This is a genomic window from Luteimonas mephitis DSM 12574 (assembly GCF_000422305.1).
Taxonomy (GTDB): domain Bacteria; phylum Pseudomonadota; class Gammaproteobacteria; order Xanthomonadales; family Xanthomonadaceae; genus Luteimonas; species Luteimonas mephitis.
In genome coordinates this window covers 429,509-445,393 of the sequence record NZ_KE383816.1, presented here as the reverse complement: position 1 = coordinate 445,393, position 15,885 = coordinate 429,509, and the positions used below count along the sequence as shown (strand labels likewise).

11 protein-coding genes are annotated in these 15,885 nt (G+C 69.7%); 6 read left to right on the top strand and 5 right to left on the bottom strand.

The window, feature by feature from the left end:
- Window positions 1-33 precede the first annotated feature (33 nt).
- The 4 genes from H570_RS0112000 to H570_RS0111985 all read right to left on the bottom strand — a co-directional run bounded on the left by H570_RS0112000 (window position 34) and on the right by H570_RS0111985 (window position 7,686).
- Window positions 34-1,428: a dihydrolipoamide acetyltransferase family protein gene (locus H570_RS0112000; RefSeq protein WP_027080950.1), complete on the bottom strand. Its 1,395-nt coding sequence runs from the start codon at window positions 1,426-1,428 to the stop codon at window positions 34-36.
- A 114-nt stretch (window positions 1,429-1,542) separates the two neighbouring features.
- A complete protein-coding gene (locus tag H570_RS0111995) occupies window positions 1,543-2,568 on the bottom strand; it encodes an alpha-ketoacid dehydrogenase subunit beta (protein ID WP_027080949.1) in 1,026 nt (341 codons plus the stop codon).
- Window positions 2,565-3,638: a pyruvate dehydrogenase (acetyl-transferring) E1 component subunit alpha gene (gene pdhA / locus H570_RS0111990; protein ID WP_027080948.1), complete on the bottom strand. Its 1,074-nt coding sequence runs from the start codon at window positions 3,636-3,638 to the stop codon at window positions 2,565-2,567. Before pdhA ends, H570_RS0111995 begins: the two co-directional genes overlap by 4 nt.
- A 484-nt stretch (window positions 3,639-4,122) precedes the next feature.
- Window positions 4,123-7,686 carry a lamin tail domain-containing protein gene (locus tag H570_RS0111985; protein WP_027080947.1) on the bottom strand — a complete coding sequence of 1,188 codons (3,564 nt, stop codon included), beginning with the start codon at window positions 7,684-7,686 and terminating at the stop codon, window positions 4,123-4,125.
- Between the two features lie 132 nt (window positions 7,687-7,818).
- Between H570_RS0111985 and H570_RS0111980 the strand changes: the two genes are divergently transcribed.
- Together H570_RS0111980 and H570_RS0111975 are read left to right on the top strand one after the other, a co-directional pair.
- Window positions 7,819-8,691, top strand: coding sequence for a tryptophan 2,3-dioxygenase (locus H570_RS0111980; protein WP_027080946.1), 873 nt, complete (start codon window positions 7,819-7,821; stop codon window positions 8,689-8,691).
- A 296-nt stretch (window positions 8,692-8,987) separates the two neighbouring features.
- Window positions 8,988-10,436, top strand: a complete 1,449-nt coding sequence (locus H570_RS0111975) for a peptide MFS transporter (protein WP_425411570.1) — start codon at window positions 8,988-8,990, stop codon at window positions 10,434-10,436.
- Window positions 10,437-10,626: 190 nt separating this feature from the next.
- On the opposite strand, the gene H570_RS0111970 is transcribed toward H570_RS0111975, so the two are convergent.
- Entirely contained in the window at window positions 10,627-11,124 is a 498-nt protein-coding gene (locus H570_RS0111970) for a MarR family winged helix-turn-helix transcriptional regulator (protein ID WP_027080944.1), read from the bottom strand.
- A 110-nt stretch (window positions 11,125-11,234) separates the two neighbouring features.
- On the opposite strand from H570_RS0111970, the gene hppD reads away from it, so the two are divergent.
- The 4 genes from hppD (at window position 11,235) to H570_RS0111950 (ending at window position 15,881) form a co-directional block, all read left to right on the top strand.
- Complete coding sequence (hppD, locus tag H570_RS0111965) at window positions 11,235-12,347, top strand: 4-hydroxyphenylpyruvate dioxygenase (RefSeq protein WP_027080943.1); 1,113 nt, start codon at window positions 11,235-11,237, stop codon at window positions 12,345-12,347.
- Window positions 12,348-12,513: 166 nt separating this feature from the next.
- Window positions 12,514-13,830 (top strand): homogentisate 1,2-dioxygenase, encoded by a 1,317-nt coding sequence (gene hmgA / locus H570_RS0111960; RefSeq protein ID WP_027080942.1) that lies wholly within the window; start codon window positions 12,514-12,516, stop codon window positions 13,828-13,830.
- Between the two features lie 120 nt (window positions 13,831-13,950).
- Window positions 13,951-14,616, top strand: a complete 666-nt coding sequence (locus H570_RS0111955; RefSeq protein ID WP_051176350.1) for a hypothetical protein — start codon at window positions 13,951-13,953, stop codon at window positions 14,614-14,616.
- A gap of 308 nt (window positions 14,617-14,924) precedes the next feature.
- On the top strand, window positions 14,925-15,881 hold the full coding sequence (locus H570_RS0111950) for a calcium/sodium antiporter (RefSeq protein WP_027080940.1): 957 nt from the start codon (window positions 14,925-14,927) through the stop codon (window positions 15,879-15,881).
- Window positions 15,882-15,885 lie beyond the last annotated feature (4 nt).

The window sequence follows — 15,885 nt, the reverse complement described above, 5'->3', positions numbered from 1 at the left end:
ATCGCAGGCGCGATGCCCGGCCCCGCGCGCGGGTCACTGCGCCAGCGAGAGATCGTCCAGCATCGCCTTCAGGAAGCGCGCCGCCTCGCCGCCGGTGCAGGCGCGGTGGTCGAAGGTCAGCGACAGCGGGATCACCTTGTGCGATTCGAAGCCGCCGATCACCGGGGTGATCTGGTGGCGGCCACGGCCTGCGCCGACGATCGCCACGGTCGGCGGCACCACGATCGGCGTCGCGTAGCGGCCGGCGAACATGCCGAAGTTCGACAGCGAGATCGTGTGCCCGGACAGCTCCGACGCCGGGATGCTGCGGTCCATCACCTGCGCGCGCAGGCGGTTGACGCCCTCGCGCACGCCGCCGGCGTCGAGCACGTCGGCGTTGCGCAGCGCCGGCACGAACAGGCCGTCATCGGTGTCCACCGCGATGCCGATGTCGACGTGCGGGTGCAGGGTGCGCACCAGCTTGTCGCCGTCGAACCAGGCGTTGAGCGCGGGCACGGCCTTCGCGGCGGCGCAGATCGCGCGGACCAGGCGCACTGTGACGTCGTTGCCCGGCGCCCAGGCATGGATGTCGGCGTCGTCGCTGAGCGTGGTCGCCACGACCTTGGCGTGCGCGTCGGCCATCACCCGGGCCATGTTGCGGCGCACGCCCTTGAGCTGCTCGGGCTGGCCCGTGGCGGAGACCGACGGCGGCTGGGTGCGCATCGGCTTGCCGCTGGCGGACAGCTGGGTGCGCTGCGCGGCGTCGCGCGACGCGGCTGGCGCGGCGGCCGCCGTTGTCGCCGGTTTCACAGCCGGAGCCGCAACCGCCGCGGCCGCGCCGGCCTTTGCCGAACCGCTCGCGGCAGCCTGCTTGACGTCGGCCATCGTGACCACGCCGTCGGCGCCGCTGCCGCGCACGCGCGACAGGTCGACGCCGAGCTTGCGCGCCGTCGCGCGCACCGCAGGCATCGCCTTGACGCCGCCCACCGCGACTGCCTGCTCGCTGCGCACCGCGTCGGAACTCTGCATCGCGCCGACCACGGTGCCGCTGTCCTCGCGCAGCGTCTCGGTGCGGGTGGTGTCGGTTTCGGTGATCTCGCCGCCTTCGTCGGAGGCGATCACCTGGTCGCCATCGCCGGGCGCCTGGGTGCCGGCGCCGCCGTGGTGGTGGCCGGTGTCCTGGCCCTCGGCGCGCTGCGGCGCGTTGGGGTCGAGTTCGAACTCGGCCAGCATCGTGCCGGTCACGATCACGTCGCCGGCGCCGCCGGCCAGCTTGAGCACCTTGCCGGACACGGGCGAGGGCACGTCGACCACCGCCTTGGCGGTTTCCATCGAGACCAGGTTGTCGTCGAGGCGGATGGTGTCGCCTTCCTTGACGTACCACTCGACGATGGTCGCGTCCGGCAGGCCTTCGCCGAGGTCGGGGAGCAGGAATTTCTTGGTGGTCATGGTGTTTCCTGTAACCGTCCGGGACGCGTCATCCCGGACGTGGTGAGGGATCTGGTTGTACCGGCGCCGCGGAAGCGATGCGCCGCGGCGTCCGGGATGACGGCAGCGGCCGCGTTACGAAGCCGCGACCGCCCGCTTCGCCGCCGCCACGATCTTGTCCACGTTCGGCAGGTACTTCATCTCCAGCCGGAACAGCGGGATGTGGGTGTCGTAGCCGGTGACGCGTTCGACCGGGGCCACCAGGTCGTACATCGACTCCTCGGCCAGGCGTGCGGCGATCTCGGCGCCGAAGCCGGCGGTCTTGGGTGCTTCGTGGACGATCACGCAGCGGCCGGTCTTCGACACCGACTCGGCGATCGTGGCGAAGTCCAGCGGACGCAGCGTCGCCACGTCGATGACTTCGGCGCTGATGCCTTCGCCGGCGAGCTTGTCGGCCGCTTCCAGCGCTTCCTTGACCTGCGAACCCCAGGTGACGAGGGTGACGTCGCTGCCGTCGCGCAGCACGTAGCACACGTCCAGCGGCAGCGCCTCGCCGTCGTCGGCGACCACTTCCTTGTACTGGCGGTAGATGCGCTTGGGCTCCATGAAGATCACCGGATCCGGATCGCGGATCGCCGCCAGCAGCAGGCCGTAGGCGCGCGCCGGCGACGACGGCAGCACCACGCGCAGGCCGGGCACGTTGGTGAAGATCGACTCGTTGGCTTCGGAGTGGTGCTCGGGCGCGCGGATGCCGCCGCCCCACGGCACGCGCAGCACCATCGGGCAGTGCAGGCGGCCGCGGGTGCGGTAGCGGAAGCGCGCGGCGTGGCAGATGATGTGGTCGACCATCGGGTAGACGAAGCCGTCGAACTGCGCTTCGGCCACCGGCTTCATGCCCTGGGTGGCCATGCCGACGGTGAGGCCGGCGATGGTGGTTTCGTCCAGGGGCGTGTCGATCACCCGCTGCGATCCGAACTGCGCCTGCAGGCCCGCGGTGGCGCGGAACACGCCGCCGTTGACGCCGACGTCCTCGCCCAGCACCACGACGGCGTCATCGACGCGCATCTCGTAGGCCAGCGCCTGGGTGATCGCCTCGATCAGGGTGATCGCGGCCGGTTCGCCGGTTGCCGCCGCTGCGGCCTGCTTCTTTGCCGCGCTCATGCCCGGTTCTCCAGTGCGACGGCCGCGGCCCGCTGTTCAAGCAATTCCGGCGGTGGATCGGCGTAGAGGTAGTCGAACATCGCCTCCACCGGCTGCACCGGCGTTTCCAGGTAGGCGTTGAGTTCGATGTCGACGGCCTTGGCGCATTCCTCGGCCCAGGCCTTTTCCTGCTCCTCGTCCCACAGCTTCTGCGCGGTGAGGTAGGTGCGCAGGCGGGTCATCGGCTCGCGCGTCCAGGCGTCCTTGACCTCGTCCTCGCCGCGGTAGCGGCGCGCGTCGTCGGCGGTGGTGTGGTCGTGCAGGCGATAGGTCATGAACTCGATCACGCTGCCGCCTTCGCCATTGCGCGCGCGCTCCATGGCGCGGCGCATGCCTTCGAGCACCGCGATCAGGTCGTTGCCGTCCACCTGCAGGCAGTGCAAGCCGCCTGCGATGCCCTTCTGCGCCAGCGTCTTGGCGCCGGTCTGCGAGCTGCGCGGCACCGAGATCGCCCAGCCGTTGTTGATGATGCACTGCACGAACGGCAGCGCGTAGGCGCCGGCCGAGTTGATCGCGGCGTAGGTGTCGGTCTTCGACGAACCGCCGTCGCCGCAGCAGGTCACCGCGACGCGCTTTTCGCCGCGCAGCTTGAACGCCAGCGCCGCGCCGGCGGCGTGCAGGCACTGGGTGGCGATCGGCACGCACCAGGAGTAGTCGTGCTTCGGGCCTGAGAAGTCGTTGCCGCGCTCGTCGCCGCCCCAGTACAGCAGCACCTCGCGCGGCTTGACCCCGCGCATGAACTGCGCGCCGTACTCGCGGTAGCTGGGCGCGAACACGTCTTCGGGCTTCATCGACGCGCCGATGCCGACGTGGGTGGCCTCGTGGCCCAGGCAGGCGGCATAGGTGCCGAGCTTGCCGGTGCGCTGCAGCGCGATGGCCTTGGTGTCGAAGACGCGCACGTACAGCATCTGCTTGAACAGCGGCAGCAGCGCCTTGGCGTCCTTCACCGCTGGCGGCAGCTTGCCGGTCAGCTTGCCGTTGGCGTCGAGGTACTGCAGGTATTCGATTTCGAAAGTTGCGGCGATGGTCATCGCATCGGGGTCCTGTTCATATGGGGCGGGCCCGGGCCGCGCGCGCCCGCGGGGCGTGCGATGGGAGTCCGGACGGGCGGGCCGGGGCCGGGGCCGCCGGCACTGGCTCGGCGTCGCGGGGCGCGTGGCCACGCGACAGTCCGCAGATGATACCCGGTGCGGGGAAAAGCCCCGTTGCGCGCTGCGGCAGGCCACGGCACCGACGGGGGCGTATGGGACGGCGGGGCAAGGGCGCCGCTGCAGGTTGTGCAGACGCGAACTCCTGCTTCTCCCCAGCAAGGGCAGGGCAGAGGCTGGGAGGGGGTGGCCATGGTTCGTGGTGCTGCCCGGAACGCACTCTTCCCCAGCCGCCCCCCCTTCGCTGGGAAGGGGCTCAAGCTCGCGGCCGGGGCTTGCCCCGGCAAACAGGTCTCGCGATCGGCCGCGCGAAAAAAGAAGCGCGGCCGGGGCCGCGCTTCTCCGTCTTCCATGGCGGCCGTTGGCGCTACGGCACGCTGGTGCCGAACGAGGCCTGGTTGTCGGCCGGGTTGGCGTCCGGCGTCGGCGAGGTGGCCGCGCCCTGCACGGTGATCACGTGGCCGGACGGCGTCGGCCGGGCGTTGACCTTGACCGCGAAGTCGACGCTGGCGCCCGCGGCCAGCGACGCGGCGGTGCAAGTGAACGTGGCCGAGCGCGGGCCGCCGTTGTTGGCCTTGCTGCAGCGCCAGCCGGCGGGCGCCGCCACCGATGCGGTCGTGGTCAGCGTGTTGCCGCCGATCACCAGCATCGGCTGCGCCGCGGCCACGCTGCCGTTGTTGGCCAGCGTGAACACGTACTGCGCGTTGAACGCGGTGCGCGGCAGCGTGGCCGGGCCGTCGATCGACAGCGACAGGTCGGCCGCCGGTGGCGCGGTGATCTGCAGCGCCGCTTCGCTGCCGTTGTTGCCGGTGACGGGGTCGGGCGTCTGCGACTGCACCGCGGCCGCCAGCCCCAGCGTGCTGCCGGCCTGGGCGGCGGTGGCGGTCACGGCGAGCGAGAACGCCTGGGTGGCGCCCGCGGCGAGCGAGTCGATCGTGCAGCTCACCACAGTGGTGGTCGTGGTGTCGGCCGGGCCGCAGGTCCAGCCGGCCGGTGCGCTGACCGCAGGGTCGACCGCCTGGTCGAACACGAACGCGACCGCCGCGAACGCCGCCGCATCCGGGCCGGCGTTGCCGACGTCGACGGTGAACGTCGCGGTTTCGCCCGGCAGCACGCTGCCCGGCGACACGCTCGCGGCCACGTGCAGGTCGGCCGACTGCGCCGCCTTGAGCCGCAGCAGCAGCAGGGTCGGGTCGTGGTCGGACAGCCGCGTCGGCGAGTCGGTGGCATTGCGCGCCACGGCCGGGAAATCGGCGTTGATGCGCGCGTGGCTGAGCGACAGCGTGTCCACGTCGGCCGCGTTCATCAGCGCGGCGTTGGCGACGATGTGGTCGAGCGACTGCACGTTGCCATCGAACGCGTACGAATAGCTCACGTCCGGGGTGTTGAGGAACGTCAGGTCGTACAGGTCCGGGTCCACCAGGTCGGCGCCGTCGCCCGGCACCACGGTGGCGTCGTCCGCGCTGGGCAGGCCGGTGACCGTGCCCATCGAATCGCCGTAGCCGTCGTTGAACTCGAAGGCGTTGAAGTCGCCCAGCACCACGATGCGCTCGGCGGGATCGGCAACCTGGCGCGCCTGGACCAGCTCGGCCAGGAATTCGGCCTGCTTCTGGCGCTTGGCGCGCACGCGCACGCCGCTGGCGCTGTCTTCCTCGGCGCTGTTGAGCGAGCGCTGGTGGACCACGATCGCGGTCAGCGGGACGCTGCGGCCGTCGGCGAAGTGCACCCGCGCCTGCAGCACCAGCGGCGGGCGGTCGTTGAGCAGGCTGATGCCGCCGCCCGGCTCGGTCCACGTGGTGGCCTTGCCGACTTGGGTCACCGCCAGCACCTCGACCCGCGCGATCCCGGCGCCGACCTCGGCGGTCTTGACCAGGAAGCCCACGTCGATGCCGCCGACGTCGTTGCCTTCCTCGAGGTAGGCGACGTACTGCGGGTCCGGCTGGCCGGCAGCGACCGCGTCGGCGTTGACGCGCTGGGCGATGGCCTGCAGCACCGACAGGTTCTCGATCTCCTCGGTAGCGAGGATGTCGGGCGCATGCAGGTAGTCGCGGATCGCCAGCGAGGCCTTGTTGAGCCGCGTCTGGTAGGCGGTCGGGGTGAGCACCGGTTCGCCGATCGACGGATCGTTGGTGTCGTCGAAGAAACGTTCCATGTTGAACGAGGCGACGCTGGCATCGTCGGCGCCCGGCGCCAGCGCCGGCGCCGGCAGGTCGACGCCGCTGCAGTCGACCTGCACCGAGGTTTCCGGATAGATCGTGTAGCGGCGGAAGCTGTAGTCGAGCGGGCCGGTCGCGCCGGTGACCAGGCAGCCGGACATCACGTCGGCTGTGGCGCCGCCCAGCGCGCGGCTGCTGACCGCGACGACCTGCGGATTGGTGTTCCAGCGCGGCACGTTGGCCGGGCTGCCGGCGGGCAGCGGGTCGGGCTCCTGCACGCCGGGCTTGCGGTACGCGCGCGGCACGCCGGTGACCACGGCGTGGAAGACGCCGTTGCTGGACGCGGTGGCGCTGGTCTCGCTGACCGAGCCCAGGGTGGGCGTGTTGACGGTCAGGCTGGCCGCCGTGACGCGCATGCCTTCGAGCCGTTCGAGCTGGTCGTAGGCGCCGTCCGGGTCGGGGAACGTGGTGGTCAGCGCGACCGGTGCCGGCAGCGGATGGCCGGTGGACACCAGGGTCACGACCGGCGAGCCGCCCAGTTCGGTCAGCGGCGGCTGGGTCGGGTCCTGCGACGGCACGTATTCCTGCACCTCGCCGCGCACCTGCACGCGGTTGCCGACCGCGGCAGCGGCCGGTGGCGCGGCGCTGGTGAACACGAACACGCCCTCGGACGTCAGCGGGTTGGCGTCGGCCTCGGCATCGGGCATCTGGATGAAGAAGCCGTTGTTGCGCACCGCGGTGACGATGGCGCTGGTGATGACGGTCTGGCCCAGCAGCGGCGAACTCGCGCCCGCGCCCTGGATGGCGTGCACCGGGACCACGTTGAAGTCGTCGCTGAGGATGGTGCCGGTGGCCCGCAGCGAGGCAGGCAGCGCGCCGGTGACGTTGCTGACGTCAAGGAAGAAGGTTTCGTCGGCCTCGTTGTCGGTGTCGCCGATCACCTGCACGGTGACGCTGGCGCTGTCCTCGCCTTCGGCGATCGACATCGCGGTGGCCGCAAGCGCGGTGTAGTCGCTGCCCGCGGTGGCGGTGCCGTCGCTGGTGGCGACATCGAATGCCACGCCGCCTGCGCCGGCCGGCTCGCTCAGCGCCAGGGTGAAGGTGAACGCGGTGGCGCCGCTGTTGCCTTCCGCCAGGCCGACGTCGGCCACCGTCATTACCGGCTGGCCACCGCCCGCGCACAGGTTCGGCGGTGCAGAACTGTTGCGCGGCGTCGGCGCGCCGGTGGCGAAGTCGTCGCCGTTGACGTTGGTGTCGGTGCAGCCGCCGCCCGCGCGCAGCACCGCGAGCGTGTTGCTCGGTGCCGGGGTCGGTGCCGAACCTTCGGCGCAGCTGGCGTTGCTGCCGAAGCCGACGAAGTCGACGTTGCCGTTCGGGCAGGTGCCGCTGAGCGCGGTGATCGAATTGACCAGCGCCACCTTGCCGGCGGTGCCGCTCATCGCGATGCCGCCGGACGCATCCGGCGTGGGCAGGTCCTGGGTGCCGCCGCTGCCGTCGGCTTGCTTGACCAGGTAGTAGCCGCCGGGCCCGATGCTTCCCGACAGCGTCGTGACCTGCCAGCTGGAGCCCGCGGCCGAGGCGTACTGCACCGACCAGCCGTCCACGCTGACGGCGCTGGTGCCGTTGTTGTGCAGCTCGATGAAGTCGCTCTTCCAGGTTGCGCCGGAGTTGCCCCCGCCGCCGTACACCTGGCTGATCACGACCTGCGCATGCGCGGCGCCCACGCCGCAGGACAACAGCAATGCCAGCGCCATCCGGCGCGCGAACCTGTTCATCGAGACTCCCCTTGTGCGAATGGTCCTGCCTGTCGGGCGGCCCCCCTGGCCGCCGCCGCCCGATTGTGCCGCAGGCAGATGGCAGCCGCATGACGCAGCGCGGCGCAGCCGCATTGCCGCTAAACTGAACCGATGGCCATCGACAACAATGAACGCGCGCTCGAGGAAGGCATCCACACCGACCTGTCCGGGCGCATGACCTACGCCGGATACCTGCAGCTGGACCGCCTGCTGTCCGCGCAGAACCCGCTGTCCAGCCCGCCGCACCACGACGAGATGCTCTTCATCGTCCAGCACCAGACCTCGGAGCTGTGGCTGAAGCTGCTGATCCACGAGCTCTCGGCGGCGGTGGACCACCTGCGCGGCGACCGGGTCTGGCAGTTCGGCAAGGTGGTCGCGCGCTGCAAGCGGGTGCTCGACCAGCTCACCGCGCAGTGGTCGGTGCTCGAGACGCTGACGCCATCGGAATACATGGAATTCCGCGACATCCTCGGGCCGTCGTCGGGGTTCCAGTCGCTGCAGTACCGCACCGTCGAGTTCCTGATGGGCAACAAGAACGCGGCGATGCTGAAGGTGTTCGCGCACGAGCCGGCCGCCGCCGCGGGGCTGCGCGCGGTGCTCGAGGCGCCGACGCTGTACGACGAATTCCTGCGCTACCTGGCGCGCTGGGGCCATGCGATCCCGCAGCGCCACCTGGAGCGCGACTGGTCCAGGCCGCACGTCTCCGACCCGGCGCTGGTGCAGGTGTTCGAGCGCATCTACGAGGACACCGCGACCCACTGGCGCGAGTACGCGCTGTGCGAGGACCTGGTGGACCTGGAAACCCAGTTCCAGCTGTGGCGCTTCCGCCACATGCGCACGGTGATGCGGATCATCGGTTTCAAGCGTGGCACCGGCGGCTCCAGCGGCGTGGGATTCCTCAAGCAGGCGCTGGAGCTGACGTTCTTCCCGGAGCTGTTTGAGGTGCGCACGGAGATCGGGCGGCCCGCGGACGCGGCCGTCTGAGCCCGGCGCCGCCGCGCCCGCCTGTCGCGGGCGCGATTCCACCGGGGTGGTCCAGGGCTCCCACGCGCGATCGGCGCGTGTTGCGATGCAGCATGAACAGTTCCGGGTTTGACGCGGCGCGTCGCCGTCGGTAATCCTCGCCAGTCCCGTGCGTCGCGCGGGCAATGACATTCCGCATCCACAGGGGCAGCTGCATGAGCGCAAACAATCCCGGCATCGCCGAGCCGATGGGAACGCCGATCGGGGGGCCCGTCGGGGGCAACGGCCACGGCGGCGAGCCGCCGGAATTCGGCCAGATGATGGGGCATCCGCGACCGCTGTGGATGCTGTTCATGACCGAATTCTGGGAACGCTTCGCGTTCTACGGCATCCGCTGGGCGCTGGTGCTGTACATCGTCGCCCAGTTCCACGGCGGGGATGCCTCGGGGCAGGCGTCGGCCAGCCATACCTACGGTGCCTACCTGGCGCTGGTCTACGCCGGCGCGATCTTCGGCGGCTACGCGGCCGACCGGATCATCGGTTACCAGCGTTCGATCCTGACCGGCGCGGTGATCATGGCCGCGGGCCTGTTCATGATCGCGCTGCCGAACCAGCAGGTCTTCAACTTCGGCCTGGCGACGATCATCGTCGGCAACGGCCTGTTCAAGCCCAACATCTCGACCATGGTCGGCAAGCTCTACGGCCTGAAGGACGAGCGCCGCGATTCGGGCTTCACCATCTTCTACATGGGCATCAACATGGGCGCGATGATCTCTCCGATCATCACCCAGGTCCTTGCGCAGAAGATCTTCGGCACCGATGCGATGCCGGCCTACAAGGTGGTGTTCATCGCCGCCGGCGTCGGCATGCTGATCAGCCTGCTGTGGTTCTGGTTCGGCCGCGCCAAGCTCCAGGGCATCGGTGCGCCGCTGCCGGGCAACGAAAGCATGGGCGCGGTGGTGAAGGTGCTGGTCGCCTGCGCGGTGGCCATCCCGCTGATGTACCTGCTGCTGGCGATGGGGGCCAAGACCCTGCAGGTGATCCTCACCCTGATGTTCATCGGCCTGGGGGTGATGCTGCTGGTGGAAGGCATCCGCGAAGGCGCGGTGGCGCGCGACAAGGTGGTCGCGATGCTGATCATCTTCGCCTTCAACGTGCTGTTCTGGTGCTTCTTCGAACAGGCGGGCAGCTCGTTCACCTTCCTCGCCGACGAGATCGTCGACCGCGGCTTCGGCAGCTGGACCTTCCCGACCGCGTGGTTCCAGTCGGTCAATTCGGTGGCGATCATCACCCTCGCGCCGATCCTGGCGTGGCTGTGGGTGAAGCTGGGGCGCGCGAACCCGTCGATCCCGCGCAAGTTCGGCCTCGGCCTGATCTTCAACGGGCTGGCGTTCCTGCTGCTGATGATCGCGCTGGCCAGCATGGTCGACCCGGCCACCAACAAGATCCCGTTCTGGACGCTGTTCATGGTCTACGTCATCCAGTCCGTCGGCGAGCTGTGCCTGTCGCCGATCGGCCTGTCGATGGTGACCAAGCTGGCACCGGTGCGCCTGGTCGGCTTCGCGATGGGCGGCTGGTTCCTGTCCACCGGCATCGGCAACAACCTGTCGGGCCTGTTCGCCGGCATGGTCAGCGGCGAGGAAGGCATGACCGTGCAGTCGGCGCAGGCCGGCTACACGATGGGCTTCTGGATCCTGATCGGCGCCGGCGTGCTGCTGTTCCTGATCGCGCCGCTGATCCAGAAGCTGATGCACGGGGTGAAGTAGCGCGCGCACCGTACCCGCGCTCGTCGCGCAAGATGGAAGGCGGCCTCCGGGCCGCCTTTCTTCGTTCAAGGGATGCGGCGGAAGCTGGAATGGAGGGAGCGGCCACGGCCACGGCCGCGATTGCCTTCCCCGGACCGGCATCGCGGCCGTGGCCGCTCCCGCACGCTTCCGGGGGCGACTTGATCCAGGCTTACGTGCCGGCTTCCAGGTGCGGCAGGCCTTCTTCCATCAGGCGATCGATCAGGACGTCGAGCAGGGCGCGCTCGCCCGGATCGAGGTGCGCCAGCAGGCGCCGCTCGCACTCCAGCGCAAGCGGCGCGACTTCGTCGTAGATGCGATAGCCGGCCTCGCTCAGCGCCAGCACCGAGCGCCGGCGATCGTCGCCATGCACGTCGCGTTCCAGCAGTCCGCGCTCCAGCAGCCGGGCCACCGCGCGACTCACGGCCACCTTGTCCATCGCCGTGCGCTCGGCCACGCCGTTGGCCGACAGGCCGGGGAAGCGCCCCAGCACCGCGATCACCCGCCACTCGGTCACCGCAAGTCCGAAGCGTTCGACGTAGGTGTCGGCGATGGCCTGGCTGACGCGGTTGGACAGCACGCTCAGGCGATAGGGCAGGAAGCGCTCGAGCGCCAGCAGGGCGTGGTCCGGCGTCGACGGCGGGTTGGCTGCGGCGGGGTTGCTGGACATTGCTGCATCGCGCCTTGCAAATGGTTTCATATGAAACTATAACGGCAGGCCATCCGAAGCAAGCCGCACCGCCGCATCCAGGCGATGCACCACGTCACGAGGAGCCCCCCATGAGCGCGCAGCCGCAGACCCCGCACCAGGGCCCGAACCTGGGCATGACCGTCACCACGTTCGAGAACCCGATGGGGATCGACGGCTTCGAGTTCGTCGAGTTCGCGGCGCCCGAAGGCCAGGGCGAGATGCTGCACGACTACTTCGGCAAGATGGGCTTCACCGCGGTGCTGCGCCACCGGACGCGCCCGATCACCGTGTACCGCCAGGGCGGCGTGAACTTCCTGGTCAACGAGGACCCGGATTCGTTCGCGGCGGATTTCGCCAAGGCCCACGGCCCGAGCGCCTGCGGGTTCGCGATCCGCTTCAGGAAGCCCGGCGATGAAGTGCTCAAGACCGTGCTCGGCAACGGCGGCGAGGCGATCGACCACAAGGCCGCAAGCAAGGCGGTCGACGCGCCGGTGGTCAAGGGCATCGGCGACTGCATGCTGTACCTGGTCGACCGCTACGGCGACAACGGCAGCATGTACGAGGACTACCTGCCGATCCAGGGCGCCGACCAGGACCCGAAGGGGTTCGGCCTGACCTTCATCGACCACCTGACCCACAACCTGTACTTCGGCAACATGCAGAAGTGGTCGGACTACTACGAGCGCCTGTTCAACTTCCGCGAGATCCGCTACTTCGACATCAAGGGCGCCAAGACCGGCCTGGTGTCGAAGGCGATGACCGCGCCGGACGGCATCGTGCGCATCCCGCTCAACGAGTCCAACGACCCGAAGAGCCAGATCAACGAATACCTCGACGCCTACAAGGGCGAGGGCATCCAGCACATCGCCTGCTTCACCGACGACATCTACGAAACGGTGGAGAAGATGCGCGCCGAGGGCGTGGAATTCCTCGATACCCCGGACACCTATTTCGACGTGATCGACCAGCGCATCCCCAACCACGGCGAGGACGTGCCGCGGCTGGCGAAGAACAAGATCCTGATCGACGCCGACCCGGAGACCAAGCAGCGCAAGCTGCTGCAGATCTTCACCCAGAACTGCATCGGCCCGATCTTCTTCGAAATCATCCAGCGCAAGGGCAACGAGGGCTTCGGCGAGGGCAACTTCCAGGCCCTGTTCGAGAGCATCGAGCGCGACCAGATCAGGCGCGGCGTGCTGTAAGGCGGGACGCAACACGCGGCCAGCATTCTCCGCTTGCGGGAGAAGGTGGCGCGAAGCGCCGGATGAGGGGCCGTACGTGGCGCGGCTGCTTCCACGGCCAGCCCATGCACCCTCACCCCAACCCCTCTCCCGCAGGCGGGAGAGGGGCTCCAAGCGGAGCAGATCCATGAGCATCGCAAGCAACGGCTACCAGTCCGGTTTCGGCAACGAGTTCGCCACCGAGGCCGTGCCCGGCGCGCTGCCGGTGGGGCGCAACTCGCCGCAGAAGGTCGCGCATGGGCTTTATGCCGAACAGCTGTCGGGGACCGCCTTTACCGCGCCGCGCGGATACAACCGGCGCAGCTGGCTGTACCGCATCCGCCCGGCGGCGATGCACGGCGAGTTCGCGCCGTTCGAGCAGCCACGCTTCCACAACCTGTTCGGGCATGAGCCGGTTACCCCCGACCAGCTGCGCTGGAACCCGCTGCCGCTGCCCGGCGCCGATGGAAATGCCGCGCCGGTCGATTTCGTCGACGGCCTGTTCACCATGGCGGGCAACGGCTACCCGGCCGCGCACAGCGGCGTGGCGATCCACCTGTACGCGGCCAATGCGTCGATGCAGGGGCGTTACTTCTACGACGCAGACGGCGAGCTGCTGATCGTGCCGCAGCAGGGTCGGTTGGTGATCGCGACCGAGCTGGGCGTGCTCGAAGTCGAGCCGCAAGAAATCGCGGTGATCCCGCGCGGCGTGCGCTTCCGCGTCGACCTGCCCGATGGCCCGTCGCGCGGCTACGTGTGCGAGAACTTCGGCGGCCTGCTGCGCCTGCCGGACCTCGGCCCGATCGGCTCCAACGGCCTGGCCAATCCGCGCGATTTCCTCACCCCGCATGCGGCGTATGAAGACCTGGAAGGCGACTTCGAACTGATCGCCAAGTTCCAGGGCCACCTGTGGCGCGCGCCGATCGGCCATTCACCGCTCGATGTCGTCGCCTGGCATGGCAACCATGCGCCGTACAAGTACGACCTGCGCCGTTTCAACACCATCGGTTCGATCAGCTTCGACCACCCCGATCCGAGCATCTTCCTGGTGCTGCACTCGCCCAGCGACACGCCCGGCACCAGCAACATGGACTTCGCGATCTTCCCGCCGCGCTGGCTGGTGGCGCAGGACACGTTCCGGCCGCCGTGGTTCCACCGCAACGTGGCCAGCGAGTTCATGGGCCTGGTGCACGGCGCCTACGACGCCAAGGCCGAGGGCTTCGCGCCCGGCGGCTGCTCGCTGCACAACTGCATGACCGGGCACGGCCCCGACGCGGCCACGTTCGACAAGGCGTCCAGCGCGGACCTGTCGAAGCCGGACGTGATCACCGACACCATGGCCTTCATGTTCGAAACCCGCTCGGTGATCGCGCCCACCCGGCAGGCGATGGATGCCGGTCACCGGCAGCGTGACTACCAGGCCTGCTGGGCCGGGCTGCAGAAGCACTTCACGCCGCCGGGCTGAGGCGACCGTTGCTGTCCCGCGGCGGCACCGGCATCGGCATCGGCAAGAGCGATGTTCGCAATGCGTTAACGCCGCATCGCCAAGGCTGTGCGCTGTTTTGTCTGCACGGAGTCCGATGCCATGAAGCCGATGATGCCCACGATTGCGCTGCTCGCGCTCGCACTCGCCGCCTGCCAGGCGGATCGCGCGCCAGCCGATGCCGGTGATCCGGCGACTGCAGGATCCGCCGTGCCCATGGCCGACGACCCAGCGGCGCCACCGCCGCTCGACCAGCCGCCGCAGGACGTCCCGCCAGCGACCGCGCCGGCGTCCGGCGACGTCAATCGCGCGCCGGACCTCGGTCTCGTGCGCATGGACGGCTACGGCGACATGCGCTTCGGCATGGGCACCGATGAAGCCAGGCAGGCCTGGGGCGGCGAGCTCAAGGACGTGGGTGCCGAAGGCGCCGCCTGCCATTACCTCACGCCGAAGTGGGTCGACATCCCATCCGATTTCGCCTTCATGTTCGAGAACGGCAAGTTCGTGCGCTACGACGTGGGCACCGGCCGCGAGATCGCACCGGGCGGTGGCAAGGTGGGGATGGGGGCCGACGAGATTCTGAGCCTGTACGCCGGCCGCGTGACGGAGGCGCCGCACAAGTACGTCGAGGGCGGCAAGTCGCTGCGCGTCGACGATAGCAACGGCGGCGAGGGCAAGCTGGTGTTCGAGACCGGCAAGGACGGCAGGGTGACTTCGTGGCGGGTCGGCGTGCCGCCGCAGGTGGATTACGTGGAAGGATGCAGCTGAGGCAGCGTCGGCGCCGATCGGTGGATCGAGAGGTCGTGTTCGCGAAGACGCGGTTTGCTGGGCAGGCATGCGGTTGTCCGGCGGGCATGCCGTCTGCCGCGCCCGTGCGGGCCCGGGCGTCGGCTCATCGGGTTCCCGCCGTTGCGGAAATGACGGCTGCGGCAACGACGACCAGGGGCGCGATGGTGGTTCCAGCGCTGCAGTGCGCGCCCGCGTCCGCTGGCCAGGCCGCCCGTTTCCCGTCCCGGTCCCCGCCTCGCGCTTCCGCCCGCTAGAATTCCACCACGATCAGGATTGGAGGTGGCGCCATGTTCGAGGCAGTCGGGTTGTTCGTGCTCGGCCTGGTGCTGCTTGCGCTCGGCGGCGACTCCATCGTCAAGGGATCGGCCGGCCTGGCGCAGCGCCTGAGCGTGTCGCCGTTCGTGGCCGGGCTGCTGCTGGTCGCCTTCGGCACGTCGTTGCCGGAGCTGGCGGTCAACGCGCGCGCGGTGTTCACCGGCAACCAAGCGCTGGCGCTGGGCAACGCAGTGGGCAGCAACATCGTCAACGTCGGCCTGACCCTGGGCGCTGCCGCGCTGGCCGCGCCGCTGCTGGTGCGCTGGCGCGCGCTGGCACCGCTGCTGCTGTGCCTGATGCTCGCCACCGTGGCGGTGATGGGCATGGGCTGGGACGGCGCGATCACCCGGATCGAAGGCGTGCTGCTGCTGGTCGCCTTCGTCGCCGTGCTGGCCGCCTGCATCGGCCGCAGCCGCAAGGAGAAGCCGGAACTGCAGGACGCCATCGCCGGATTCGTTCGCACCGGGACCGACCTGTGGTTGAACCTGCTGCGCTTCGCGATCGCGATCGCGCTGCTCTACTTCGGCGCACGCTGGGTGGTGCAGACGGCGCCGGTGATCGGGCTGGCGCTGGGCATGGCGCCGCTCGTGAGCGGCCTGCTGGTGGTGGCGATCGGCACCGCGCTGCCCGAGGTCGCAGCGGCCATTGCCGCGGCGCGGCGCGGGCAGGGCGACATGGTGGCCGGGCACGTGATCGGTTCGAGCGTGTTCAACCTGCTGGTCGTCCTGGGCGGCATGGCCGTGGTGCGCGACGTGCCGGTGCCGGCCTCGTTCGTGCGCTTCGAACTGCCCGCCGCGCTGGTGTTCGCGGCGATGCTCTACCCGATGCTGCGCGGCGACCTGCGCGTGAGCCGGGCCGAGGGCGGCATCCTGCTGGCGGCGTTCGTGGCGTGGGTCGCGTTCGAGCTGTTCCTCGTCCACGCAGGCTGAGCAG

Coding starts and splice junctions, on each gene's coding strand:
- H570_RS0111995 (WP_027080949.1), bottom strand. CDS start 2,568: ATGAGCGCGGCAAAGAAGCAGGCCGCAGCGGCGGCAACCGGCGAACCG.
- hppD (WP_027080943.1), top strand. CDS start 11,235: ATGAGCGCGCAGCCGCAGACCCCGCACCAGGGCCCGAACCTGGGCATG.
- H570_RS0111980 (WP_027080946.1), top strand. CDS start 7,819: ATGGCCATCGACAACAATGAACGCGCGCTCGAGGAAGGCATCCACACC.
- H570_RS0111950 (WP_027080940.1), top strand. CDS start 14,925: ATGTTCGAGGCAGTCGGGTTGTTCGTGCTCGGCCTGGTGCTGCTTGCG.
- pdhA (WP_027080948.1), bottom strand. CDS start 3,638: ATGACCATCGCCGCAACTTTCGAAATCGAATACCTGCAGTACCTCGAC.
- H570_RS0112000 (WP_027080950.1), bottom strand. CDS start 1,428: ATGACCACCAAGAAATTCCTGCTCCCCGACCTCGGCGAAGGCCTGCCG.
- hmgA (WP_027080942.1), top strand. CDS start 12,514: ATGAGCATCGCAAGCAACGGCTACCAGTCCGGTTTCGGCAACGAGTTC.
- H570_RS0111975 (WP_425411570.1), top strand. CDS start 8,988: ATGATGGGGCATCCGCGACCGCTGTGGATGCTGTTCATGACCGAATTC.
- H570_RS0111985 (WP_027080947.1), bottom strand. CDS start 7,686: ATGAACAGGTTCGCGCGCCGGATGGCGCTGGCATTGCTGTTGTCCTGC.
- H570_RS0111970 (WP_027080944.1), bottom strand. CDS start 11,124: ATGTCCAGCAACCCCGCCGCAGCCAACCCGCCGTCGACGCCGGACCAC.
- H570_RS0111955 (WP_051176350.1), top strand. CDS start 13,951: ATGAAGCCGATGATGCCCACGATTGCGCTGCTCGCGCTCGCACTCGCC.